This is a genomic window from Acinetobacter sp. YH12218 (assembly GCF_013417925.1).
In the GTDB taxonomy this organism is placed as follows: Bacteria; Pseudomonadota; Gammaproteobacteria; order Pseudomonadales; family Moraxellaceae; genus Acinetobacter; species Acinetobacter amyesii.
Genome location: NZ_VPDB01000030.1, coordinates 1 through 24,790, shown reverse-complemented (window position 1 = coordinate 24,790; position 24,790 = coordinate 1). Strand labels below are relative to the sequence as shown.

General features: G+C 41.5%; 20 protein-coding genes and 1 tRNA gene. 18 read left to right on the top strand and 3 right to left on the bottom strand.

Annotation, left to right across the window (positions count from 1 at the left end; all coding sequences use genetic code 11):
• The first annotated feature begins 137 nt into the window (after positions 1-137).
• From tuf to FTV03_RS09825, 12 genes are all read left to right on the top strand, one after another.
• Complete coding sequence (gene tuf / locus FTV03_RS09880; RefSeq protein ID WP_078190047.1) at positions 138-1,328, top strand: elongation factor Tu; 1,191 nt, start codon at positions 138-140, stop codon at positions 1,326-1,328.
• Between the two features lie 55 nt (positions 1,329-1,383).
• Positions 1,384-1,459: transfer RNA gene (locus FTV03_RS09875), tRNA-Trp, on the top strand.
• Positions 1,460-1,535: 76 nt separating this feature from the next.
• Entirely contained in the window at positions 1,536-1,976 is a 441-nt protein-coding gene (gene secE, locus FTV03_RS09870) for a preprotein translocase subunit SecE (protein ID WP_078189832.1), read from the top strand.
• A 7-nt stretch (positions 1,977-1,983) separates the two neighbouring features.
• A complete protein-coding gene (gene nusG, locus FTV03_RS09865) occupies positions 1,984-2,517 on the top strand; it encodes a transcription termination/antitermination protein NusG (protein WP_078189831.1) in 534 nt (177 codons plus the stop codon).
• Between the two features lie 115 nt (positions 2,518-2,632).
• Complete coding sequence (rplK, locus tag FTV03_RS09860; RefSeq protein ID WP_004868049.1) at positions 2,633-3,061, top strand: 50S ribosomal protein L11; 429 nt, start codon at positions 2,633-2,635, stop codon at positions 3,059-3,061.
• Between the two features lie 3 nt (positions 3,062-3,064).
• A complete protein-coding gene (gene rplA, locus FTV03_RS09855) occupies positions 3,065-3,760 on the top strand; it encodes a 50S ribosomal protein L1 (protein ID WP_078189830.1) in 696 nt (231 codons plus the stop codon).
• A gap of 350 nt (positions 3,761-4,110) precedes the next feature.
• Positions 4,111-4,617: a 50S ribosomal protein L10 gene (rplJ, locus tag FTV03_RS09850; protein ID WP_111885844.1), complete on the top strand. Its 507-nt coding sequence runs from the start codon at positions 4,111-4,113 to the stop codon at positions 4,615-4,617.
• 48 nt (positions 4,618-4,665) lie between these two features.
• Positions 4,666-5,037 (top strand): 50S ribosomal protein L7/L12, encoded by a 372-nt coding sequence (rplL, locus tag FTV03_RS09845; protein WP_078189828.1) that lies wholly within the window; start codon positions 4,666-4,668, stop codon positions 5,035-5,037.
• A gap of 304 nt (positions 5,038-5,341) precedes the next feature.
• The gene (gene rpoB / locus FTV03_RS09840) at positions 5,342-9,430 is read left to right on the top strand and encodes a DNA-directed RNA polymerase subunit beta (protein WP_180002850.1); all 4,089 of its coding nucleotides are present in this window, start codon (positions 5,342-5,344) and stop codon (positions 9,428-9,430) included.
• Positions 9,431-9,570: 140 nt separating this feature from the next.
• Positions 9,571-13,770 carry a DNA-directed RNA polymerase subunit beta' gene (rpoC, locus tag FTV03_RS09835; protein WP_078192842.1) on the top strand — a complete coding sequence of 1,400 codons (4,200 nt, stop codon included), beginning with the start codon at positions 9,571-9,573 and terminating at the stop codon, positions 13,768-13,770.
• 160 nt (positions 13,771-13,930) lie between these two features.
• A complete protein-coding gene (locus FTV03_RS09830) occupies positions 13,931-14,473 on the top strand; it encodes a hypothetical protein (protein WP_180026780.1) in 543 nt (180 codons plus the stop codon).
• A gap of 129 nt (positions 14,474-14,602) precedes the next feature.
• A complete protein-coding gene (locus FTV03_RS09825) occupies positions 14,603-14,959 on the top strand; it encodes a DNA transfer protein p32 (RefSeq protein ID WP_078192840.1) in 357 nt (118 codons plus the stop codon).
• A gap of 50 nt (positions 14,960-15,009) precedes the next feature.
• Here the strand turns inward: FTV03_RS09825 and FTV03_RS09820 are convergent, their stop codons facing one another.
• Complete coding sequence (locus FTV03_RS09820) at positions 15,010-15,492, bottom strand: DUF4442 domain-containing protein (protein WP_078189823.1); 483 nt, start codon at positions 15,490-15,492, stop codon at positions 15,010-15,012.
• A gap of 128 nt (positions 15,493-15,620) precedes the next feature.
• On the opposite strand from FTV03_RS09820, the gene FTV03_RS09815 reads away from it, so the two are divergent.
• The 6 genes from FTV03_RS09815 (at position 15,621) to FTV03_RS09790 (ending at position 21,851) form a co-directional block, all read left to right on the top strand.
• Positions 15,621-16,496, top strand: coding sequence for an alpha/beta fold hydrolase (locus FTV03_RS09815; protein WP_180041291.1), 876 nt, complete (start codon positions 15,621-15,623; stop codon positions 16,494-16,496).
• A gap of 96 nt (positions 16,497-16,592) precedes the next feature.
• The gene (locus tag FTV03_RS09810; protein WP_078192837.1) at positions 16,593-17,960 is read left to right on the top strand and encodes a Na+/H+ antiporter family protein; all 1,368 of its coding nucleotides are present in this window, start codon (positions 16,593-16,595) and stop codon (positions 17,958-17,960) included.
• Positions 17,961-18,266: 306 nt separating this feature from the next.
• Complete coding sequence (locus FTV03_RS09805; RefSeq protein WP_180041289.1) at positions 18,267-18,881, top strand: OmpW family protein; 615 nt, start codon at positions 18,267-18,269, stop codon at positions 18,879-18,881.
• A gap of 156 nt (positions 18,882-19,037) precedes the next feature.
• Positions 19,038-19,385 (top strand): lysozyme inhibitor LprI family protein, encoded by a 348-nt coding sequence (locus FTV03_RS09800; protein WP_078189819.1) that lies wholly within the window; start codon positions 19,038-19,040, stop codon positions 19,383-19,385.
• 117 nt (positions 19,386-19,502) lie between these two features.
• Positions 19,503-21,422: a molecular chaperone HtpG gene (gene htpG / locus FTV03_RS09795; RefSeq protein ID WP_180041287.1), complete on the top strand. Its 1,920-nt coding sequence runs from the start codon at positions 19,503-19,505 to the stop codon at positions 21,420-21,422.
• Between the two features lie 153 nt (positions 21,423-21,575).
• A complete protein-coding gene (locus FTV03_RS09790) occupies positions 21,576-21,851 on the top strand; it encodes a hypothetical protein (protein WP_180041285.1) in 276 nt (91 codons plus the stop codon).
• A gap of 68 nt (positions 21,852-21,919) precedes the next feature.
• Here FTV03_RS09790 and FTV03_RS09785 read toward each other — a convergent pair whose 3' ends face one another.
• Complete coding sequence (locus FTV03_RS09785; protein ID WP_180041283.1) at positions 21,920-23,080, bottom strand: hypothetical protein; 1,161 nt, start codon at positions 23,078-23,080, stop codon at positions 21,920-21,922.
• Positions 23,081-23,178: 98 nt separating this feature from the next.
• A complete protein-coding gene (locus tag FTV03_RS09780) occupies positions 23,179-24,627 on the bottom strand; it encodes a hypothetical protein (protein WP_180041281.1) in 1,449 nt (482 codons plus the stop codon).
• Positions 24,628-24,790: the final 163 nt, after the last annotated feature.

Below are 24,790 nucleotides of genomic sequence, written 5' to 3'. Positions count from 1 at the left end.
ACTTTAAATGTTGCACAAGATTCCAGAAGCAGGCTTTTTAGTCTGCTTTTCAAGTATTGGGTGTTTATTTTTTTAGGCGATATGTCGGAGCTGGGTTTTACTCAGAATTGTGTTCGACGTAAACGAGGAAGAAAAGCATGGCTAAGGCTAAGTTTGAACGTAATAAGCCACACGTTAACGTGGGCACAATCGGTCACGTTGACCATGGTAAAACGACTTTAACAGCTGCAATTGCAACTGTATGTGCAAAAAAATTCGGCGGTGAAGCGAAAGATTACGCTGCAATCGACTCTGCACCAGAAGAAAAAGCACGTGGTATTACAATTAATACTTCACACGTAGAATACGATTCTCCAATCCGTCACTACGCTCACGTAGACTGCCCAGGTCACGCCGATTATGTTAAAAACATGATTACTGGTGCTGCGCAAATGGATGGTGCGATCCTTGTATGTGCTGCGACTGATGGTCCAATGCCACAAACTCGTGAACACATCCTTCTTTCTCGTCAGGTAGGTGTACCTTACATCGTTGTATTCTTAAACAAATGCGACCTTGTGGATGATGAAGAACTTCTTGAATTAGTAGAAATGGAAGTTCGTGAACTTCTTTCTACTTATGACTTCCCAGGCGACGACACTCCAGTAATCCGTGGTTCTGCTCTTGCGGCGCTTAACGGTGAAGCTGGTCAATACGGCGAAGACGCTGTAGTTGCTCTTGTTGAAGCTCTTGACTCTTACATTCCAGAGCCAGAACGTGCTATCGACCTTGCATTCCTTATGCCAATCGAAGATGTATTCTCAATTTCAGGTCGTGGTACAGTAGTAACTGGCCGTGTTGAAACTGGTATCGTGAAAGTAGGCGAAGAAGTTGAAATCGTTGGTATTAAAGATACAGTTAAAACAACTGTAACTGGCGTAGAAATGTTCCGTAAACTTCTTGACGAAGGTCGTGCGGGCGAGAACTGTGGTGTTCTTCTACGTGGTACTAAACGTGAAGACGTTCAACGTGGTCAAGTACTTGCTAAACCAGGTACAATCAAACCGCATACTAAATTCGACGCAGAAGTATACGTACTTTCTAAAGACGAAGGTGGTCGTCATACTCCATTCCTTAACGGTTACCGTCCACAGTTCTACTTCCGTACAACTGACGTAACTGGTGCGATCGCGCTTAAAGAAGGCGTAGAAATGGTTATGCCTGGTGACAATGTAGAAATGTCAGTAGAATTAATCCACCCAATCGCAATGGACGCTGGCTTACGCTTCGCGATCCGTGAAGGTGGTCGTACAGTTGGTGCGGGTGTTGTTTCTAAAGTAACTGCATAATATAATACAGTTATCTTTGTACAGATCGAGAGTTTCGACTCTCGATTTGCTCTGCAGGTCAGTAGTTCAATTGGTAGAGCGTCGGTCTCCAAAACCGAATGTTGGGGGTTCGAGTCCCTCCTGGCCTGCCAAATTTTTTTAAAAAGAAGCTTGATGCTGGCTCAACTGGTCATATAATAAGTCGCGAATCCTACGACGAGTACAAAAATGTCGAATGATAAATCGCGTGACGCATTAAGCGACGCGCCAATTCCTCAAAGAAATAATCCTGCTGAAGTTGTTAATTCTGGTTCCCCTTTAGACTATGTTCTGTGGGTTATCGCGTTGATTTTACTCGGTAGTTCTATGATGGTGAATCAACATTTGCCAGCATACTGGGCACCAGCGAATGATGTCTGGGTCCGTGTTGGGGTAATTTTGGCTTGTATCATCGTGGCTTTAGGTTTATTATACGCCACCCATCAAGGCAAAGGCTTTGTTCGATTGTTGAAAGATGCTCGAATTGAGTTACGTCGAGTGACTTGGCCAACCAAGCAAGAGACCATGACCACATCTTGGCAGGTACTTGCGGTAGTCTTAGTGGCATCTATTTTATTATGGTGCTTTGACTATGCTTTGAGCTGGTTAATGAAGTTTATTATCGGGTAAGAGAGCTATGAAACGTTGGTACATTATTCATGCCTATTCAGGCTATGAAAAACAAGTGTTACGCTCACTTAATGATCGAATCCAGCGTAGCGCTGTAGCCGATAGCTTTGGTGAAGTCCTTGTCCCTACTGAAGAAGTAGTGGAAATGAAGGATGGTAAGAAACGTAAATCTGAGCGTAAATTCTTTCCAGGCTATGTATTAGTCGAGATGGAAATGAATGATGAAACTTGGCACATTGTTAAAGAATGTCCAAAAGTATTAGGTTTCATTGGTGGTACTGCAGAAAAACCTGCACCAATTACGCAAAAAGAAGCTGATGCGATTCTTGCACGTGTACGCAATACTGGCGAAGCACCTCGTCCTAAGACGATGTTTGAACCAGGTGAAGAATTACTCGTAATTGACGGTCCATTCACCGATTTTAAAGGCGTGGTGGAAGAAGTTCTATACGATAAGTCACGTTTAACGTTGACGATTAATGTATTTAATCGACCAACTCAGGTTGAGCTGGAATTTCGCCAAGTCGAAAAATCGGTTTAATTTAACTTGGTTGATAAACGCCCGATTTGTTATGAGTCGGGCATTGTTGTTGTAACGGTATCGTTACTTATATGTATGGGGAGCCTAGCGGCGTTAGTACCCAGAGGTAATTGAAATGGCTAAGAAGATTGACGGCTATATCAAGCTGCAAGTTCCAGCTGGTAAAGCAAATCCATCTCCACCGATTGGTCCTGCACTAGGTCAACGTGGTGTTAACATCATGGCATTCTGTAAAGAATTCAATGCTGCGACACAAAAAGTTGAAGCTGGTCTTCCAATTCCAGTAGTGATCACTGTGTACAACGACAAGTCGTTCACATTCATCATGAAAACTCCTCCTGCTGCGATTCTTCTTAAGAAAGCTGCGGGCATCCAAAAGGGTTCAGCTGTACCTAACAAAACTAAAGTTGGTAAGTTGACTCGCGCTCAATTAGAAGAAATTGCGACTACTAAAGAACCAGATCTTACTGGTGCTGATTTAGACGCACGTGTACGTACCATTGCTGGTTCTGCGCGTTCTATGGGCTTGGAAGTGGAGCTATAAGACATGGCTAAATTAACTAAACGTCAAAAAGCCATTGTTGCTGCTGTTGAAGCTAACAAAGTTTACACTTTGGAAGAAGCAGTTGCAGTTCTTAACGGCCTTCCAGCAGTAAAATTCAAAGAATCTTTGGATGTTGCTGTAAACCTAGGTGTTGATCCTCGTAAATCTGACCAAGTTGTTCGTGGCGCGACTACACTTCCTGCAGGTACTGGTAAAACTGTACGTGTAGCTGTGTTTGCTCAAGGCGCTGCTGCTGAAGCTGCTAAAGCTGAAGGCGCGGACGTTGTTGGTTTTGATGACCTTGCTGAAAGCATCCAAGCGGGTAACCTTGACTTTGATGTAGTAATTGCAGCTCCGGATGCAATGCGCGTTGTTGGTAAGTTAGGTACGATTCTTGGTCCACGTGGCTTAATGCCAAACCCTAAAGTGGGTACTGTAACTCCTGACGTAGCTTCTGCTGTTAAAAACGCGAAAGCTGGTCAAGCACGTTACCGTGTAGACAAAGCGGGTATTATCCACGCTGCGATCGGTCAAGTAGGTTTCACTGCTGAAGCTGTTCGTTCAAACGTTGAAGCTCTTGTAGCTGACCTTAAGAAAGCAAAACCTGCTACTTCTAAAGGTGTTTACATCCAAAAGATCACTTTAAGCTCAACTATGGGTCCTGGTCTTGTTGTTGATGTAGCAAACGTTTCTAAATAAGTTTCGACTTATTACAGAATTTTAAAGCCCTGAGTAAAAATCAAAGCGCTGCTTTGATTTTTACGCAAGAAAAGATATTTGCTTCACTCGAAGCATAGTTTCTCGTCTTGCGGGTCGGCAAAGCGGTACTTTGCTGATCGCCCCTCAGGCAAACTTTGAATTGATAAATTTAGATTTATCAGCGTCAAAGACCTCAGGCGAGGGGAGTTTTATGCTTTCTTCTTAATAGCCCAGCCTGAGTAGACGCGGTGGTGTGATTTGTTCCTCCTCCGCGTGTTGGTTCAGTGATGAGCTAACGAATTGGGAGTGCATCTGTATAGGTGCATAAATCACCGTTAGGAGGTTTTACAATGGCTCTTCTTATCGAAGGCAAAAAACAGATCGTAGCTGAAGTAACTGAAGTTGCTTCTACTGCGTATGCTGCTGTTGTTGCTGACTACCAAGGTTTAACTGTTGAGCAATTAACTGCTCTACGTGTTGAAGCTCGTAAACTAGGTGTTGCTACTCGTGTAGTTCGTAACACTTTGGCTAAACGTGCTCTTCAAGATACTCAATTCAATATCTTGAGCGACAACCTTGTTGGCCCAACAATCTTAGCTTTCTCAACTTCTGAAGACGACATGGGCGCAGCTGCTCGTTTGTTCGAAGAATTTGCTAAAACTAATAAAGCATTTGAACTTAAAGCTGCTGCATTTGACGGTAAAGTTTATCAAGGTGCTGAAGTTAGCGTTATCGCGAACCTTCCAAACCAAGAAAAAGCGCTTACTATGCTTGCAAACGTTCTTCAAGCTCCTATTTCGAAATTGGGTCGCCTTATTACTGCGCTCAAAGAGAAAAACGAGTCAGAAGCTGCTTAAGCTTAAATCAATTTACACACCATTCAATACCCATTTGGAGTTACTCTCATGGCTTTAACAAACGAAGAAATCTTAAACGCAGTTGCTGAAAAAACTGTTCTTGAACTTGTTGAACTTATTTCTGCTTTCGAAGAAAAATTCAACGTATCTGCTGCTGCTGTAGCAGTTGCTGCTGCTCCTGGCGCTGCTGGTGCTGCTGCTGAAGAACAATCAGAATTCAACGTTGAGTTGACTTCTTTCGGTGCTAACAAAGTTGCTGTAATTAAAGCAGTTCGTGAAGCTACTGGCCTTGGTCTTAAAGAAGCTAAAGATCTTGTTGAAAGCGCTCCTTCAGTTCTTAAAGAAGGCGTTTCTAAAGAAGAAGGCGAAGAACTTAAGAAAAAACTTGAAGAAGCTGGTGCTACAGTTACACTTAAGTAATCTTAAGGGGGGTCGATTTTTTTATAATCGGCTCCAAAAAATGGCTGATGGCCCTTGGGTCATCAGCCTTTTTGCGTTACAATAATCGGCTCGATTTTTGTTTGCATGATATAAAAATCATACAAATTAAAAATAATTTATAAAACCAAACGCTTACCAATATTTTTCAGTAAAAAAATATTGTTAAGCGTTTTAATACCACTAAAAATTGCAGCATTTGTGAAAGTGGTGGCCATATCGGCCTGCGTAATTCCTTCTAAGTTCGTTCTGCAGGCGGACTTAGTTTACTTTCCGAGGACTCCAGATGGCATACTCATATACCGAAAAGAAACGGATCCGTAAGAATTTTGGTAAATTGCCCAAGGTAATGGATGTTCCGTACTTGCTCGCGATTCAAGTCGACTCGTACCGAACTTTCCTTCAAGACGGCAAAACTCCAAAAAACCGCGAAGATATCGGTCTCCAAGCCGCATTTCGTTCAGTTTTTCCTATTGAAAGTTATTCTGGCAATGCTGCTTTAGAATTTGTTGAGTATAGTCTTGGTAAGCCTGAATTTGATGTGCGCGAATGTATTCTTCGTGGCTCAACTTATGCGGCGCCAATGCGTGTAAAAATTCGTCTGATCATTAAAGATCGCGAAACTAAAACAATCAAAGATGTGCGTGAGCAAGAAGTCTACATGGGTGAAATGCCACTTATGACAGACAATGGTACCTTTGTAATCAATGGTACTGAGCGTGTAATCGTATCTCAATTACACCGTTCACCAGGTGTATTCTTTGACCACGATAAAGGCAAAACTCACTCTAGCGGTAAAGTTCTTTATTCTGCTCGTATCATTCCTTACCGTGGTTCATGGCTAGACTTTGAATTCGATGCAAAAGATCTTGTATATGTTCGTATTGACCGTCGTCGTAAATTACTTGCGACTGTTGTGCTTCGTGCCTTGGGTTATAACAACGAACAAATCCTAGACATGTTCTACGAAAAAGTACCTGTATATCTTGATATGGGTAGCTATCAAATTGACTTGGTTCCAGAACGTCTACGTGGCGAAATGGCACAGTTTGATATCGTGGGTACAGACGGTAAAACAATTGTTGAACAAGGTAAACGTATTAACGCGCGCCATGTTCGTCAAATGGAAGCAGCAGGTCTTGAAAAACTTTCTGTTCCTGATGAATACCTATATGAACGTATTGTTGCTGAAGATGTAACGTTACGTGATGGCGAAGTTGTTGCGGCAAATACCGTGCTTAGCCATGAAATTATGGTGAAATTGGCTGAAGGCGGCGTTAAACAATTCAACGTACTTTATACCAATGATATCGACCGTGGTCCATTCATTGCGGATTCTTTACGTGCAGATACTACAACTGGTCGTGAAGAAGCACTTGTAGAAATCTACAAAGTGATGCGTCCAGGTGAGCCACCAACAAAAGAAGCTGCTGAAAACTTATTCAACAACTTGTTCTTCTCTTCTGAACGTTATGATTTATCACCAGTAGGTCGTATGAAGTTCAACCGTCGTTTGGGTCGTCCTTACGAAGTGGGTACGGATCAGAAGTCTCGTGAAGTTGAAGGCATTCTTTCGAACGAAGACATCACTGATGTATTGAAAACATTAGTTGAAATCCGTAACGGTAAAGGTGAAGTCGACGATATCGATCACTTGGGTAACCGTCGTGTTCGTTCTGTTGGTGAAATGACAGAAAACCAATTCCGTGTTGGTCTAGTTCGTGTTGAACGTGCTGTTAAAGAACGTTTATCTCAAGCTGAAACTGATAACTTGTCTCCGCAAGATTTAATCAATGCGAAACCAGTTGCTGCTGCAATCAAAGAATTCTTTGGTTCAAGCCAGTTGTCTCAGTTCATGGACCAAAACAACCCGTTGTCTGAAATTACACACAAACGTCGTGTATCAGCATTGGGCCCAGGTGGTTTGACTCGTGAACGTGCGGGCTTCGAAGTACGTGACGTACATCAAACTCACTACGGTCGTGTATGTCCAATCGAGACTCCTGAAGGTCCAAACATTGGTTTGATCAACTCACTTTCTGTTTATGCGAAATGTAATAACTTCGGTTTCTTGGAAACTCCATACCGTAAAGTTGTTGATGGTCGTGTAACGGATGACGTTGAATACCTTTCTGCGATTGAAGAAGTAGGTACTGTGATTGCACAGGCCGATTCTGGTATCGATAAAGACGGTAACTTAACTGAAGAATTCGTATCTGTACGTCACCAAGGTGAATTCGTACGTATTCCACCAGAAAAAGTAACGCATATGGATGTATCTGCTCAGCAGGTTGTATCTGTAGCGGCATCACTTATTCCGTTCCTTGAACACGATGATGCCAACCGTGCATTGATGGGTTCAAACATGCAGCGTCAGGCTGTTCCTACATTACGTGCTGACAAACCGCTTGTTGGTACAGGTATGGAAGCAAACGTAGCGCATGACTCGGGTGTGTGTGTACTTGCGAAACGTGGTGGTCGTATTGAATTCGTTGATGCTTCTCGTGTCGTTATTCGTGTAAACGAAGAAGAGATGGTGGCAGGCGAAGCAGGTGTAGATATCTACAACCTGATCAAATACACACGTTCGAACCAAAATACATGTATCAACCAAAACGTTGTTGTACGTTTAGGTGATAAAGTTGCACGTGGTGACGTTCTTGCTGATGGTCCATCAACAGATGGCGGTGAATTGGCATTGGGTCAAAACATGCGTGTAGCGTTCATGACTTGGAACGGTTACAACTACGAAGACTCGATCTTACTATCAGAGCGTGTACTTCAAGAAGATCGTTTAACGTCTATCCACATCCAAGAGCTTTCATGTGTTGCACGTGATACCAAATTGGGTGCTGAAGAAATTACAGCGGATATCCCGAACGTGGGTGAAGCTGCACTTTCTAAATTGGATGAATCAGGTATCGTTTATATCGGTGCTGAAGTAACTGCTGGTGACATTCTTGTAGGTAAAGTAACGCCTAAAGGTGAAACTCAGTTAACTCCGGAAGAAAAATTGCTTCGCGCAATCTTCGGTGAAAAAGCGGCTGACGTAAAAGACTCTTCATTACGTGTATCTTCATCTGTGAAAGGTACTGTAATTGACGTTCAAGTATTTACACGTGACGGTCTTGAAAAAGACGAACGTGCTCAAGCAATTGAGAAAGCACAACTTGATGCTTACCGTAAAGACTTGAAAGAAGAATACAAAATCTTCGAAGAAGCGGCTCGTGAACGTATTGTTCGTCTATTGAAAGGTCAAGAATCTAACGGTGGCGGTACAACTAAACGCGGTGACAAATTAACTGAAGAGTTATTGTCTGGTCTTGAGTTGGTTGATCTTATTGAAATCCAACCAGTCGACGAAGCGATTGCTGAACGTTTAACTCAAATTCAAGTGTTCTTGAAAGAGAAGAGCCTTGAAATTGACGAGAAATTTGCAGAGAAAAAACGCAAACTTTCTACAGGCGATGAACTGACAACTGGCGTATTGAAAGTTGTTAAAGTTTACTTGGCTGTAAAACGTCGCATCCAACCGGGTGATAAAATGGCGGGTCGTCACGGTAACAAAGGTGTTGTATCTAACATCTTACCTGTAGAAGACATGCCACACGATGCAAACGGTGTTCCAGTTGATGTTGTACTTAACCCACTGGGTGTACCATCACGTATGAACGTGGGTCAGATTCTTGAAACTCACTTAGGTATGGCAGCTAAAGGTCTTGGCGATCAAATCGACAAGATGATGAAAGAGCAACGTACTGTACTTGAGCTTCGTGATTTCTTAGACAAGATTTACAACAAAGTTGGTGGCGAACAAGAAGATCTTGATAGCTTGACTGATGAAGAAATCTTGGTGCTTTCAGGTAACTTGCGTAAAGGTGTTCCTTTAGCAACACCAGTATTTGATGGTGCTGAAGAATCACAAATTAAAGAATTGTTAGAACTTGGTGGCATTTCACGTACTGGTCAAACAGTATTGTATGATGGTCGTACAGGTGAACGTTTTGACCGTCCAGTAACTGTAGGTTACATGTACATGTTGAAACTGAACCACTTGGTTGACGACAAGATGCATGCGCGTTCTACTGGTTCTTACTCTCTAGTAACTCAACAGCCGCTTGGTGGTAAAGCACAATTCGGTGGTCAGCGTTTCGGTGAGATGGAAGTATGGGCACTCGAAGCTTACGGTGCAGCATACACACTTCAAGAAATGCTTACTGTGAAGTCGGATGACGTTGAAGGTCGTACCCGTATCTATAAGAACATTGTAGATGGTAACCATTACATGGACCCAGGTATGCCTGAATCGTTCAACGTATTGACCAAAGAGATCCGTTCTTTAGGTATCAACATTGAACTGAAAAATGGTGACTAATTAGCTCCATTGAATCTCCCTTGCGAAGCAGTGCTTCTCACCTCTTTAATCAAGAGGGGCAAGGGGGATTTCTCAGTTAAAAAACAATATTTGTGACCCAGTTGTGAAGTGAAAATCTCCACAACACACGGAGAAAAAAATTGAAAGACTTGCTCGATATCATGCGCAAAAAGACGGATTCAGACGGTCATGCTCCTGTAGAGTTTGATCGCATCCGTATTGGTCTTGCGTCACCAGAAATGATTAAGTCGTGGTCTCATGGTGAAGTTAAAAAGCCTGAAACCATTAACTACCGTACGTTCAAACCTGAACGTGATGGTTTATTCTGTGCCAAAATCTTTGGTCCAGTAAAAGATTACGAATGCTTGTGTGGTAAATACAAGCGTATGAAATACAAGGGCGTCATTTGTGAAAAATGTGGCGTTGAAGTAACAACTGCAAAAGTACGTCGTGAGCGTATGGGTCATATTGACCTTGCTTCTCCAGTTGCGCATATTTGGTTCTTAAAATCACTTCCTAGCCGTATTGGTCTGCTTTTAGACATGACTTTACGTGATATCGAACGTGTATTGTATTTCGAATCATACGTTGTAACTGACCCAGGTATGACTCCACTTGAGAAATACCAACTTCTAAACGATGAAGAATACTTCACTGCTTTAGAAGAACACGGTGATGAATTCACTGCGAAAATGGGTGCAGAAGCAGTTCAAGATTTGTTGAAAGACATCGATCTTGAAGCTGAAATTTCACGTCTTCGTGAAGAGATTCCAAATACAACTTCAGAAACGAAGCTTAAAAAAGCTTCTAAACGTCTGAAATTGATGGAAGCGTTCAAAGAGTCGAACAACAAACCAGAATGGATGGTGATGAATGTACTTCCAGTACTTCCACCTGATCTTCGTCCGTTGGTTCCTCTAGAAGGTGGTCGTTTTGCGACTTCTGACTTGAACGATCTTTACCGTCGTGTAATCAACCGTAACAACCGTTTAAAACGTCTTTTAGACCTTGCAGCACCAGACATTATCGTACGTAACGAAAAACGTATGTTACAAGAGTCTGTAGATGCATTGCTTGATAACGGTCGTCGTGGTCGCGCAATTACCGGTTCGAACAAACGTCCTCTTAAATCTTTGGCAGACATGATCAAAGGTAAACAAGGTCGTTTCCGTCAAAACTTATTGGGTAAACGTGTCGATTACTCTGGTCGTTCGGTAATTACTGTAGGTCCAACTTTACGTCTGCACCAATGTGGTCTTCCGAAAAAAATGGCGCTTGAATTATTCAAACCATTCATTTTCGCGAAACTACAAGCGTCTGGCCAAGCGACAACCATTAAAGCTGCGAAGAAAATGGTTGAGCGTGAAACTCCAGAAGTTTGGGACGTACTTGCTCACGTAATTCGTCAACATCCAGTGATGTTGAACCGTGCGCCTACACTTCACCGTTTGGGTCTTCAAGCATTTGAACCAACCCTGATTGAAGGTAAAGCAATCCGTCTTCATCCGTTAGTTTGTGCGGCATTTAACGCCGACTTCGACGGTGACCAAATGGCGGTACACGTACCATTAACACTTGAAGCTCAGTTAGAAGCTCGTGCGTTAATGATGTCAACAAACAACATTCTTTCTCCTGCGAACGGTGAGCCAATCATCGTACCTTCTCAGGACGTTGTCTTAGGCTTGTACTACATCACTCGTGATGCGATCAATGCCAAAGGTGAAGGCATGGTGTTTGCGGATACTGACGAAGTAAACCGTGCACTTGCAACAGGTCAAGTTGATTTACACGCTCGCGTAAAAGCACGTGTACACCAAACTGTCATTGACGAAAATGGTAACCGTGAACAACAAACCATTGTTGTAGACACAACTCCAGGTCGTTGTTTACTTTGGGAAGTTGTACCTGAAGGTATGGATTTCCAACAAATCAACGTTGAGATGACTAAAAAGAACATCTCTAAATTGATCAACTCTTGCTACCGTAAATTAGGTCTAAAAGATACTGTTATCTTCGCTGACCAATTGATGTACTTGGGCTTCCGTCAAGCGACTCACTCAGGTGTGTCTGTTGGTATGGAAGACATGTTGATTCCGCCACAAAAACAAGCAATTATCGAAAAAGCTGAAGTTGAAGTTCGCGAAATTGAACAACAATTCGAGCAAGGTTTCGTAACTGCCGGCGAACGTTATAACAAAGTTGTCGATATTTGGGCACGTACAAACGACCAAGTAGCGAAAGCGATGATGGACAACTTGTCTTTCACAACTGTTAAAAACAAACAGGGTGAAGACGAGAAACAAAAATCATTCAACTCGATCTATATGATGTCTGACTCAGGTGCCCGTGGTTCGGCAGCTCAGATTCGTCAGTTAGCGGGTATGCGTGGTTTGATGGCGAAACCAGATGGTTCGATCATTGAAACACCAATTAAAGCGAACTTCCGTGAAGGTTTGACCGTACTTCAGTACTTCATTTCAACACACGGTGCACGTAAAGGTTTGGCCGATACTGCATTGAAAACTGCGAACTCAGGTTACTTGACTCGTCGTTTGGTTGACGTTGCACAAGACTTGGTAATTACTGAGCCAGATTGTGGTACTTTCGACGGTCTTGTAATGACTCCGTTCATTCAAGGTGGCGATGTCATCGAGAACTTAGGTACTCGAGTATTGGGTCGTGTACTTGCTGAAGATGCGAAGAAACCAGGTTCGGATGATGTGATTCTTCCACGTAATACTTTAATCGACGAAAAACTTGCAAACTACTTAGAAGAGCAAGGTGTCGATGAAGTGAAAGTACGTTCAGTTGTAAACTGTGAATCTACTTTCGGTGTATGTGCGAAATGTTACGGTCGTGACCTTGCTCGCGGTCACTTGGTGAATCCAGGTGAATCTGTGGGTGTAATGGCTGCTCAATCAATTGGCGAGCCAGGTACACAGTTAACAATGCGTACGTTCCACGTAGGTGGTGCTGCGAGCCGAACTTCTGCTGCTAACAGCGTACAAGTTCGTAACAAAGGTACAGTACGTTTCCACAATGTGAAAACAGTACAACACGCTAAAGGTCACTTGGTATCAACTTCACGTTCAGGTGAAATCGGTATCGCAGATGACATCGGTCGTGAACGCGAACGTTACAAAATTCCATACGGTGCTTCAATCATCATTAAAGATGGCGAAGCTGTGGAAGCTGGCGGTATCGTAGCGACTTGGGATCCGCATACACATCCACTTGTTACCGAAGTTGCAGGTAAAGTGCGTTTCAGCCAAATCGCTGATGGCGTAACTGTGACATCGAAAACTGATGATGCAACAGGTATGACGACTATTGAGGTACTTCCAGTAACTTCACGTCCAGCATCTGGTAAAGATATGCGTCCAGCTGTTGTATTGGATACAACAGATGGCGGCGAACAGTTCTACTTCCTACCACAAAACACGATTCTGACTGTGCGCGATGGCGAAACAATTGGTGTCGGTGATGTTATTGGTCGTGTGCCACAAGAATCTTCACGTACTCGTGATATTACCGGTGGTCTTCCACGCGTAGCTGACTTGTTCGAAGCACGTAAACCGAAAGAACACGCGATCCTTGCTGAAATTTCAGGTATCGTAAGCTTCGGTAAAGAGACCAAAGGTAAGAACCGTCTTGTGATTACTCCGGATGATGGCTCTGAAATTTACGAAGAGCTAATTCCGAAATGGCGTACGATTAACGTGTTCGAAGGCGAACATGTAAACCGTGGTGAAACCATTTCTGATGGTCCGCAAAATCCACACGACATCTTACGTTTGAAAGGCGAAGTTGCACTGACAAATTACATCGTGAACGAAGTTCAGGACGTATACCGTCTGCAAGGTGTAAAAATCAACGACAAGCACATTGAAGTGATCGTACGTCAAATGCTTCGTAAAGTTGAAATCACTGACGGTGGTGATACAAGCTTCATCAAAGGCGAGCAAGTGGAATACATCCGCGTTGTTCAAGAAAACCAAGCTGTGGCAGCTCAGAACAAGTTCCCAGCGAAGTTTGAACGTCAATTGATGGGTATTACCAAAGCGTCGCTTTCTACTGACTCGTTCATTTCTGCTGCATCGTTCCAGGAAACAACTCGTGTGTTAACTGAAGCTGCTGTAACAGGTAAAGAAGATGAATTACGTGGTCTGAAAGAAAACGTGGTTGTAGGCCGTCTGATCCCAGCGGGTACAGGTTTGGCATACCACTTAGAACGTCGTCGTCAAGAGTCTGAAGCTGCAGAGCTTGAGCTTCACAATGACTTCTCTGATGTAGATCAAGCGTTAAGCCAAGCATTTAGCGATGAATTTAACGGTCTTTAATTAGCCCTTAAATCATTCCAAAAAAGCCACCTTCGGGTGGCTTTTTTTATGTGGATGAATTGAAAATTAAAGCTTTCCTAATATTGAAATATTTCCTATAGTAAAAATAGAACATAACAAATCTCTTGATTTTTAAACTTAAACATAACGGGGTCTTTTGATGAAATTCACACAGCAATTATTCGCAGTTTCTGCATTATTCAGCTCATTGACAGCGATTGCTGCACCTATGCCCAATTCGATTGTGGTAGAAGATAAAGCTGTAGTTCCAGTACTAAAAACAGAAGTGATTCGCCGTGTTGCAGGTCAAGAACCTGTACGCCAAGTAACTGCAACAGTGTTAGAAATGACCAATAAAGGTCAGGATATCGTGGCACGTGAAATTGAACTTTCAGACCATCAAAGTGATTTTTCTGAAAAGAAATTATCGATTCCAGTACTTCAACGTGGTGGCGTCATCGTCCCGACCTCTAAAATTGAAACCAAGACTACGGTGAAGCAGGACGGTCAGATTATTCGTCAAAACACCAATATTGATGCAGAAGGTGTAGAGTTTAAGAAAGGGCAAGACCCGATTAAACGCACGCTAAAACTAGATCAGGCAACAGATCCAGAAAGCAAAGCCAAACTCTCTCATGCTGTGCTGACTGAAAATGGTGAAACCACAAAAGATTTGATGATTTTGGATGAAAACCCTGAGTGATTCGTGAGCGATTAGGCATGGTTTTTACAAAATGCAGCATTTATGCTCCAAGCCGTAACAAGCTATATTTAATTGTTTCATACAATGGTTTTAGAATCATAGGTATTGAAGAAGACAAGGAACATCACAATGAAAAAAGTAATGAGCGTATGCGCAGTCGCGATGATGTCGACCCTAATGCTTGCTGGTTGTGAAAGCATGTCGCCAAATGAACAACGTATTGGTGCTGCAGCTTTAGGTGGTGCTATAGGTGGTGGTGTGGGTAATAATGTCGGTGGTGGTGTAGGTGCAGCCGTTGGTGGTGGTGCTGGTGCAGCTGTCGGTAGTAAAACTCAAAACGGTTCAAACCGAAATGCCACATATAGTGGTGTAGGTGGTGCGATTGGTTCTGCAGTCGGTAAAAGTATCTTTGGTGGTAACACCGGTGCTGCGATTGGTGGTGCAATCGGTGGTGGTGCAGGTGCTGCAATTGAGCAAAATCGCTAATCCAATCCGATAAATTTGAATGAAAAGGCGCTTAAAGATAAGCGCCTTTTTTATTTGCGTGGACGGGGTTGCTTGCGACGAATGTATAGGGTTTTTTGAACTTCAGCGATACGTAAGCCTGCTTCATCAAAAATATTTAAGCTATAGTTCCGTAGTACAGGTGCGTGGTTATCTGCTAAGTTTTTAATATGATTGATTTCATTTGGGTCGAGCTGGATGTCAGCGTATACCGTTCCACGCCCGGGGGATAAAAATTGGATATTTGCAGCTTTGTCCCACACGATATAACGTGAGCCAAGGTGATGCATCAAAATCAACATATAAAATGGGTCAACCATTGAATAAAGACTACCGCCAAAATGTACACCGACGATATTTTGATTTTTACGAGTTAATGGCATTTTGACGCGAATGTGATAATTGGCGAGATCAATTTTATCAATCGAAATGCCAGCACCTTTATAAGGGGCATAATGATTGAGTAAGAATTTAGAGACAATAGGCATTGTCATTATTTTCTGGATTATGCTCATACTGGGTCAATTTTTTTTTATGCTGAACTTTGCATACTAAATGAGTTTCCAAACTGTGGCATTGATCACATTGCCCATGTTCACAAATAAAACGTCAATTCGATGGAATCGATAAAAGGACAAGAAGAATGCAACCACTAAATACGCAATGGGTGAATACCACAGATCAACAACGGCTCTATGTGAAGACATGGGGTGATGAAACAAAGCCAGCATTGGTTTTGGTTCATGGTTATCCTGATAATCAGGAAGTATGGGAACCGGTTATTGAACATCTTGGTTCTAAATTTTATATTGTGAGCTATGACGTGCGAGGTGCAGGGCAGTCATCTGTGCCCCGTAAAGTACGAGATTATCGTTTGGAGCAATTATCACTTGATTTGGATAGTGTAACGCAAGCGGTATTAGGCGAACGTAGTTTTCATTTGGCCGCGCATGATTGGGGCTCTATCCAATCTTGGGAATCGGTGACTGAGCCAAAATTTCGCTCACGTATTTTGTCTTATTCAACTATTTCTGGGCCATGTTTGGATCATGCGGCATTTTTGCTCAGAAATAGCTTCAAGCATCAGCAGAAAAAATTACTCAAATTATTAAGTAAGTCATGGTACATCGGGGTATTCCAATTACCATTTTTGGCACCGACCGCGTGGCATTTTTTGAATGCTGAACGTTGGGGAAAAATTGTGAATGATTTAGAACGTACTCAAGAATTGCCTTTGAATCATAATATTCAGCATGATGGTAAACACGGTATTGCGCTTTACCGTGCTAATTTTATTCCCCGCTTAACTCAGCCTAGACAACGTCATGCGGTCTGTCCTGTACAAGCGATTGTGTTGAAACATGATAATTTTGTCAGTCCAGATTACATTAAAGAATTACCTAATTGGGTTGAAGATTTATCTGTAGTTGAAGTCAATGCCAATCATTGGGCCGTGCTGAGCCAACCCGAAAAAATTGCAAGTTACATCGCTCAATTTGCGCAATCACAGCAGCTTTAAGTAAATCGTTCAACAGTGGCAGTTTCATCGATAGGGGGCTAAATAGCGAGCAAATTCTGATAAAATACGGTTTTTTGTCAGACTCCCTTTTTTCTTATGTTTGCTATTCTTGCCGCAATTACAGTCATGTTTGGACTGTCGCTGGCACGCGTGCCTGTTGTATTTGCGCTGATCATTGGTGCAGTAACAGGTGGCTTGTTAGCTGGTCTTGGTATTCATGGCACCATCGAAGCGTTTAATAGTGGCTTAGGCAACGGTGCTCAAATCGCACTTGCTTATGGCGTGTTGGGGGCATTTGCTTTGGCACTTGCGCGTTCAGGTTTGCCAGATTTACTGGCTTATCAACTCATTACTAAACTCAAAGGTAACAGTAATGTGAAAGCCCAGAATCGCGTGAAATACGTAATTTTCGCTACTATCGCTTTAGCCGCCGTATGTTCACAAAACGTGATTCCAGTGCACATTGCGTTTATTCCAGTATTAATTCCACCATTACTCAGCGTATTTAATCATTTAAAACTTGACCGTCGTTTGATTGCTTGTGTTCTGACTTTTGGTCTTGTGGCGACTTATATGCTGGTACCTTTTGGTTTTGGTGCTATTTTCCTTAATGATATTTTAGGTCAAAACATCAATACCTTTGGTAAGCCATACGGTTTCAACATCAGCTATGATCAAATTCCAACTGCTATGGCAATTCCAGTATTTGGGATGTTTGTTGGCTTATTAATTGCTGTTTTTTATAGCTACCGTAAACCACGAGAGTATGCTGACGTTCAGGTTAAGGAATCACAGCACACCATCTCCTCTGATGTAAAAGCAGATGAAAATGGTAAACCACAAGTCGCTAAATTTACTTTGATTATGGCTGCGGTTGCAGTGGTTGCTACGCTTTCTGTTCAAGTCATATCTGAGTCGATGATTTTGGCCGGTCTCGTTGGTGTTGCGATCTTAAGCTGTGCAGGTATTTTTAAGTGGAAAGAAGCCGACGATGTCATTATCAGTGGTATGCGCATGATGGCACTGGTGGGTTTCATTATGATTTCTGCGCAAGGCTTTGCATCTGTGATTGAGGCTACGAATCAAGTACCAACACTGGTACAAGCTTCAGTTGAATGGATTGGAAACAGCCAAGGTTTAGCGGCATTTTGGATGTTATTAATTGGGTTATTAATTACCTTAGGTATTGGTTCTTCATTCTCAACAATCCCAATTTTGGCCATTATTTATGTACCACTTTGTATTCAATTTGGTTTTAGCCCAGCGGCAACGATTGCAATTATTGGTACAGCAGCAGCTTTAGGAGATGCAGGTTCTCCGGCATCAGACTCAACTTTAGGGCCAACATCAGGTCTTAATATGGATGGTCAGCATGACCACATGAAAGACAGTGTGGTCCCGACCTTCATTCACTACAATATTCCATTAATGATCTTTGGTTGGATTGCCGCAATGGTACTCTAAAAAATTTTCAAAGATAAATAAAAAGGCGATTATATAATCGCCTTTTTTTTTATTTAATCCTGAGGATTTTGGTTGGATTAAAATAATTCATTTTATTAATTCTGATTAAAAAGGTTGGTATATTATGAATAATAAATTAATTATAACGGTGAAAATATAAAACCAAGCATTGCACTATGATTAAAATAAATATATATAATTAATAATGACTTATATAATAATGTAAAAATTTATAAAATAATAATGTTGCATAATTTTAATACTAATGTTTAATATTAATTATTCATTCTAGAAGGTTGCTTTAAAATGTTAAAACAAGCTGCTCTTATTGCATTATTGGGTATGTCTGCTTCAGCGATGGCTGGTCAATGGCAGGTTAAAGTTGGTGCTTCTGTAATTGCTCCAACTGCAGATACTGATATTGCTAATGGTGCTTTAAATGTAAAAGCGGATCATGAGTTTGCATTTACACCGTCTGTAGAATATTTCTTTAATGACAACATTTCAGCTGAATTACTATTAGCTACACCAATTAGTCATGATGTGGATGTAACAGCTGCGGGTTCAAAAGTTGCTGGTGTTAAATTGAAACATCTTCCACCAACAATTACTGCGAAATATAACTTTAAAAATTCAACTGGCTTTACACCTTACATTGGTGTGGGTGGTACAGCATTTGTTGCTTGGGATGAAGATGGTTCAGGTGTGCTAGAAGGCACAAAGGTTAAAGTGAAAGAGTCTTATGGTTTTGCAGGTCAAGTCGGTTTTAACTACCAGCCAGCTGATGCTAAAAACTGGGGCGTATTCTTTGATGCACGCTATGCTCAGATTAGCCCAGAAGTGGAAATTACAGGTGTACCTAAATTTGATTTAGATATCGATCCTATGGTGTATACAATTGGTTATAGCTACAAATTCTAAGCTGTAACTGATCTTAAAACCCTGCCATTAGGCAGGGTTTTTTATGCAGCATATTCCATTCATCAGTTGATCGAATTGAACAAATAGGCAATAGAAAATTTAGGTAGAAGTGTTAGAGTCGAGATAAATCAGCAAGTTGGATGAAGAGAAAAGACGATGAAAAAAATTATTCAGGGTATGCTGGTCTTGGGCAGTGCTTATTTTATTTCGACAAGTTATGCCGCAAGTTTTGATTGTAAAAAGGCGAAAACCATTACCGAACATGCGGTTTGTGATAACCGGAGTATTAATGATGCCGATGTCAAAATGGCCACGACCTATACGATTATTCGTCATTTAGTTCCCATGGGGACACGTGGTGCAATTCAAGATCAACAAATAAAATGGCTACAACTACGCGATCAGTGCCGTGACAATGTCAGTTGTTTAAGTGATGTATATAAAATGCGGCAGCAAAAACTGGATCTCTACATGGACCGCGTTTATAAACAAGGACCTTTTTAAACCTTAAAATTTAGTGCGATAGAATAAAAATTTTCCATTCACACTATTGAAAAATAGTGAAGTCCCTCCATTCATATAGGCAATTGATAATTTTACTCAGTATGAACGGAGAGACTGATGAGCGAACAACAATCTCAAAAACACAGCTTCCAAGCGGAAGTGGCTCAGTTACTGCATTTAGTAACACATTCTTTATATTCAAATCCTGAAATTTTCCTTCGTGAGTTAGTATCAAACGCATCTGATGCCTGTGATAAATTACGTTTTGAAGGGATTAACCATCCTGAATATTATGAAAATGATCCAGATTTACATGTGCGTATTCATTTAAATAAAGAGCAGAAGACAATTACCATTTCGGATAATGGTATTGGTATGACACAACAAGAAGCGATTGATCATTTGGGTACGATTGCTAAGTCTGGCACTAAAGATTTTATGTCGAAGCTTACGGGTGATCAAAAGTCAGATGCACAATTGATTGGTCAATTTGGTGTGGGCTTCTATTCAGGTTTTATTGTTGCTGAAAAAATTACAGTGGAATCACGTCGTGCTGGGGTAAATGCCGCTGAAGGGGTACGTTGGGTTAGTAATGGTACAGGTGAGTTTGATGTAGAGCCAATTGATAAGGCTTCACGTGGAACCGACATCATTTTGCATTTACGCGAGGATGCTTTAGATTATTTAGATCGTTACAAAGTTAAGCAGATTATTAATAAATACTCTGATCATATTAGTTTGCCAATTGAGATGCAGAAAGAAGTTTGGCAACAAGAGGAAGCTGCCGAAGGCGAAGAAGCAAAACCTGGTCAATATGTACTGACGGATGAGTGGGAAGCGATTAACTCAGCAAGTGCATTATGGACGCGTAATAAAAATGAGATCAGTGAAGAACAATATACTGAGTTTTATAAAAACCTGAGCCATGATTTTGAAGCCCCGCTTGCATGGACACACAACCGTGTAGAGGGAAGTACGGAATATACACAGTTACTTTATATTCCATCTCGCGCACCAAGCAATATTTTCACACGTGAAGCTAAAGCAGGAATTAAGCTCTATGTGAAACGTGTATTTATCATGGATGATGCGGATAATTTGATTCCAAATTATTTACGTTTTGTTCAAGGTGTGGTGGATAGCGCAGACTTACCACTTAATGTAAGCCGTGAATTATTACAAGAAAGTCGCGACGTGAAAACGATTCGTGAAGGTAACGCCCGCCGTATTTTAACGGTGCTAGATGGTTTGGCGAAATCTGAAGATGTTGCTGATCAAGAGAAGTTTGCAAAATTCTACGCTGAGTTTGGTTCAGTCTTAAAAGAAGGCTTAGGCGAAGACATGGCGAATCGTGAGCGTATTCTAAAATTATTACGCTTTGCTTCGTCAAATAATGATAAAGTGAAAACATCATTTGCAGACTATAAAGCCAATATGAAAGAAGGCCAAAAGGCAATTTACTATGTGACTGCTGATAGTTTAAATGCTGCGAAAAACTCACCACAACTTGAATTGTTCAAGAAAAAAGGTATCGAAGTGCTGCTCATGACTGAACGAGTGGATGAGTGGGCGATGGAATTTGTTTTTGAGTTTGATGGAACACCATTACAGAATGTATCAAAAGGTGCAGTTGATTTGGGTGATCTACAAGATGCTGAAGAGAAGAAAGCACTTGAGGAAGCTGCTGAGCAGTTTAAACCTGTTGTTGAAAAACTGTCGGATGCGTTAAAAGATAAGACCTCTGAAGTGCGTGTAACAACACGTTTAGTGGACTCTCCTGCGTGTTTGGTGGTGGCTGAGGGTGAGTTATCACCGCAACTGGTCCGTATGCTAAAACAAGCAGGACAAGCGGTTCCCGAGTCAAAACCAGTCTTGGAAATCAATCCATCCCATCCGTTGGTACAAAAATTAGAAGGTTCAGCGCAATTTGATGATTTGGCGAATGTGATCTTCGATCAAGCGTTGATTGCTGAAGGCGGTTTACCCGAAGATCCTGCCCAATACATCAAACGGATTAACAGCTTATTGCTGAAGTAACGGTAGATATGAAATGAACCTCCTTCGGGAGGTTTTTTATTTGGTTTTTCGATAGAGCACATGAATAAAAACGTCCATGTTTTAATCTTTAAAATAAATTAAAAATAAATAATTAATCTATAATAACGATCATTAAGTGTTGGGAATCTTAAGATGAAAATTTTAGTGATCGCTGCAATGGGCTCGCTGCTCTCTATGGGTCTCATGCAATCTGCTCAGGCAGATAGCGCTAAGCAAAAAATGGTGCGTAATGACCGTGTGCAGGTTTCAAAGCAGATCGCACAATACGATATCAATCCTTTTGTAGATAGTCGCCGTGTGATGCGAAATGATCGTGTTCAGTATAGTTTTCCTAAAGTGAAAAAAGTCGCTGAAAAACAGCCAAGTATTGTACGTAATGATCGTGTACGTGTGATTAAGAAAAATTGAAGCTGAGTTATTTAAAAAAAGCCCATCCTGTTGAGATGGGCTTTTTATTCGCTGTGAAATAGCGGGTTCTAGAACAAGGCTTCAAGGCGCACTAAGGCGCCCACAAAGTGGCTTTTATCGTCACGATGGTTGTTGAGGTAGTTGAGATCACCTTGGATATAAAACCATTCGCGCAGAAAGGGCTGTCGCCATGATACATAGGGTCCCCAACTGTTTAAACGCAGTTGATCGTTATTGTAAAAACCACCTGTATATAGGCCGTAGTTGAATCGGTTACCTTTAAAAAATTGGTGTTGGCGGTAACTGAAGTTATCCCATTTCAGATCATCATCCTGTGCATCTGCATAGGTCAGGTTGAATTGGTTTGAGATAAAGGGTTGGCCTGGACGAGCATGGGTTAATTCTAAATTGGTTCTTAGATAATTTTCACTATCGATACCATAACGATAAATTTGTTCGGCTAAAAAACTGTAATCATTGTCGAGTTGCCATTTTTTAGCTGCTTTTAAGCGGACATATAGGTCATCACCAGAACGTAAACCTAGATCAACGTCAGTTTCGAAGGGCAGTCGATCTGAAATTTCTGACCAACGTAACGCGAGCGAACTGTTATCTTCACGGGTTTGCTTATTGTCATAATGTTTATCGTTTCGTCCATCCGGATTTTCATTGGTAATCGCGGCATTATTTTCAAGCTCATTATCCAAAGAGTCATCACCAAACACGACGCTTAACTTTTTCTCCAAGGTCGGGAGTTTAATTTTTCCTCGTATACGTGGCTTAATTTCGTAACCGTCATGTTTATCCCAGCTGTTATCTAAAATGACCCGTAGGGTTGCATTGGCAGGCTTTTCTGGCTCACTTTTCCCAAACCAATGGTCCATTTTGACTGCAGTGCGATCTGCCCATTGACGAACTTTTTTTTGTTGCTTATCGGTCCAGCTATTACTTTCCGTTTGTTCTGTTGTCGGAACAATGGGGTGATCTGATTGTTCAGGTAAGAAGGTCGGTGTTGCATCAATCCAACGTGGAATTTGATCTAAAAAATCATAGGTCTTTGGCGTGATATACGGTGAATTTTGGTCAGTTACAGGCACATCCTGCGAATGTTCACCCTCAGTTTCATTGACGACAGCATCAGTTTCATTGGCCCAAGCAACTTGATACATCAAGCTCATTGATGCGGAAAAAAGCAAAGTCCGAATAAAGTACTGTTGTTTTTTATGCATATGTTTTGGCTCTATTTAATTATCATCTGAGTATCCTGCATCTGTAGTTTTGTTATTTTTGTCGGATAAATGCAAGCCAAACTACAAAATAAATGCAATTATTCTTCGGTCATTTGCTTAAGTGCTTGATAAAGCGAAATCACATCAATGGGTTGAGGCAATTGTTGGATCACATTTTGGATGCTCTGCCAATTTAAACCTTGTTGTCGATGGAGGATCAAATAGGGAAGGGCTTGTTCGGTACGCAAGAGTGCCATGCGTTTTTGACCGTGGATTAACCGTATTTTTTGACGTTCTTGTAATAATAACAACGGGGTATGTAGTGTCGGTTCAGGTTCATCAAAATGAATGAATTTTTGCGTATGAATTAACTGTGCCGGGATAAATGGATAATAGTCGTTTTGCGACCAAATCATTTCAGCATGCTGAGACTGTTGATAGAGCTGATCAGGTGCAGCACAGAGTTGCTCTAGATTGTCCCATGATAAGACTTTAATCGCAGCAAGTTCATGTTGATGTTGTTGGCAAAACAGCTGAGAGAGTCGAATGGCTTCCATTTGCGTTTGTGCACCAAACAACAAGAGATATTTGATGAAGCGACCTTCGGTATTGATTTGCTCTGCTAAATACAGTGGCTGGTTTTTCCAATCTGTACCATCTGTCGTATGTAATAGAACATCAAGTTGTGTTGTGAGTTCAGGCTGATCTATAAACTGCAATTCATACAAGGCCAATTGCGCATCGATGTTTTGCAGCGTTTGAACGCGAGCGGTGTATTGAGCGATTTGAACCTGTTCAGGAAGTTCAACGCCTGCCATTGTCGAGTTGAGATATTCCTCCGATGGCGCATGTGTTGGCTGCTCAATTAGAACAAGAGGAATGGTATCAGGTGCAGAAAGCTCTGGTTTATTTGTATTTGAGTTATCAAGCAACGTATCCGCTTCATTGATTTGCTTATCGCAATGATCTAGATCGACAGAACCGTCTTTATTTATCGCTTCAATTGGCAGTAGGTCGTCCACACTTGCGGCAACACAGCTTGGCGCTGTAATGATTTCATCCTTTAGGCGTAAGGTATGTAGACTTAGATCGGTATCACTGATTAAACATTTATATAGCTGTTGTTGTTCAATTAACCAATCATAGCATTCGTTAAAATTGCCCCATTCACTGAGTAAAGCCGTGCGCTGTTTGGCTGGAATCATCCACACTTGCCAACCTAATTCATGGTCATGCAGCAAGGCCCAACCCATCTCTGGATATTGATATAAAGCATTTTCAAGTGCAGCATCATGGTTAAAATAGCCACGAAATAACAATGAATATGGCGTTTGTTTGGAAAATTCAGTGGCAGCCATTTGTGGCTTAGTTAATGCACGATAACTTAATATTTGCTTTTGAAAAATCGGTTCATCGCATAAGGCAAAAATTTCATGAATCCGACGTTTAGAAAGCGCAGTTTCATAAAAACTCAAAGCACGATGTTCAAGTTGATGGGTCAGTACATGGATTTCTTTTATTAATTGTACTTTGTCTTGTAAATTCATTTGTCCACTTCCTAAAGGACTTTTTGTGCTTTTTCTCTCTGTACACGACAAATTTCATAGGATCCTTGTCCTATCAGGCTTTTTCTTTCTTAAAATTGCTAGCACTTTCTTAAATTCTTCTTTTTTTCCAAAACCAATCAAACGTAGAATAGCCATTTGAACA

Excerpts from the sequence above, each read along its gene's own strand:
- rplK (WP_004868049.1), top strand. The coding sequence starts at position 2,633 with ATGGCTAAGAAGATTGACGGCTATATCAAGCTGCAAGTTCCAGCTGGT.
- FTV03_RS09785 (WP_180041283.1), bottom strand. The coding sequence starts at position 23,080 with ATGCATAAAAAACAACAGTACTTTATTCGGACTTTGCTTTTTTCCGCA.
- nusG (WP_078189831.1), top strand. The coding sequence starts at position 1,984 with ATGAAACGTTGGTACATTATTCATGCCTATTCAGGCTATGAAAAACAA.
- rplJ (WP_111885844.1), top strand. The coding sequence starts at position 4,111 with ATGGCTCTTCTTATCGAAGGCAAAAAACAGATCGTAGCTGAAGTAACT.
- tuf (WP_078190047.1), top strand. The coding sequence starts at position 138 with ATGGCTAAGGCTAAGTTTGAACGTAATAAGCCACACGTTAACGTGGGC.
- htpG (WP_180041287.1), top strand. The coding sequence starts at position 19,503 with ATGAGCGAACAACAATCTCAAAAACACAGCTTCCAAGCGGAAGTGGCT.
- secE (WP_078189832.1), top strand. The coding sequence starts at position 1,536 with ATGTCGAATGATAAATCGCGTGACGCATTAAGCGACGCGCCAATTCCT.
- FTV03_RS09805 (WP_180041289.1), top strand. The coding sequence starts at position 18,267 with ATGTTAAAACAAGCTGCTCTTATTGCATTATTGGGTATGTCTGCTTCA.
- FTV03_RS09780 (WP_180041281.1), bottom strand. The coding sequence starts at position 24,627 with ATGAATTTACAAGACAAAGTACAATTAATAAAAGAAATCCATGTACTG.
- FTV03_RS09825 (WP_078192840.1), top strand. The coding sequence starts at position 14,603 with ATGAAAAAAGTAATGAGCGTATGCGCAGTCGCGATGATGTCGACCCTA.
- FTV03_RS09830 (WP_180026780.1), top strand. The coding sequence starts at position 13,931 with ATGAAATTCACACAGCAATTATTCGCAGTTTCTGCATTATTCAGCTCA.
- FTV03_RS09815 (WP_180041291.1), top strand. The coding sequence starts at position 15,621 with ATGCAACCACTAAATACGCAATGGGTGAATACCACAGATCAACAACGG.
- FTV03_RS09790 (WP_180041285.1), top strand. The coding sequence starts at position 21,576 with ATGAAAATTTTAGTGATCGCTGCAATGGGCTCGCTGCTCTCTATGGGT.
- FTV03_RS09800 (WP_078189819.1), top strand. The coding sequence starts at position 19,038 with ATGAAAAAAATTATTCAGGGTATGCTGGTCTTGGGCAGTGCTTATTTT.
- rplA (WP_078189830.1), top strand. The coding sequence starts at position 3,065 with ATGGCTAAATTAACTAAACGTCAAAAAGCCATTGTTGCTGCTGTTGAA.
- rpoB (WP_180002850.1), top strand. The coding sequence starts at position 5,342 with ATGGCATACTCATATACCGAAAAGAAACGGATCCGTAAGAATTTTGGT.
- FTV03_RS09820 (WP_078189823.1), bottom strand. The coding sequence starts at position 15,492 with ATGAGCATAATCCAGAAAATAATGACAATGCCTATTGTCTCTAAATTC.
- rplL (WP_078189828.1), top strand. The coding sequence starts at position 4,666 with ATGGCTTTAACAAACGAAGAAATCTTAAACGCAGTTGCTGAAAAAACT.
- FTV03_RS09810 (WP_078192837.1), top strand. The coding sequence starts at position 16,593 with ATGTTTGCTATTCTTGCCGCAATTACAGTCATGTTTGGACTGTCGCTG.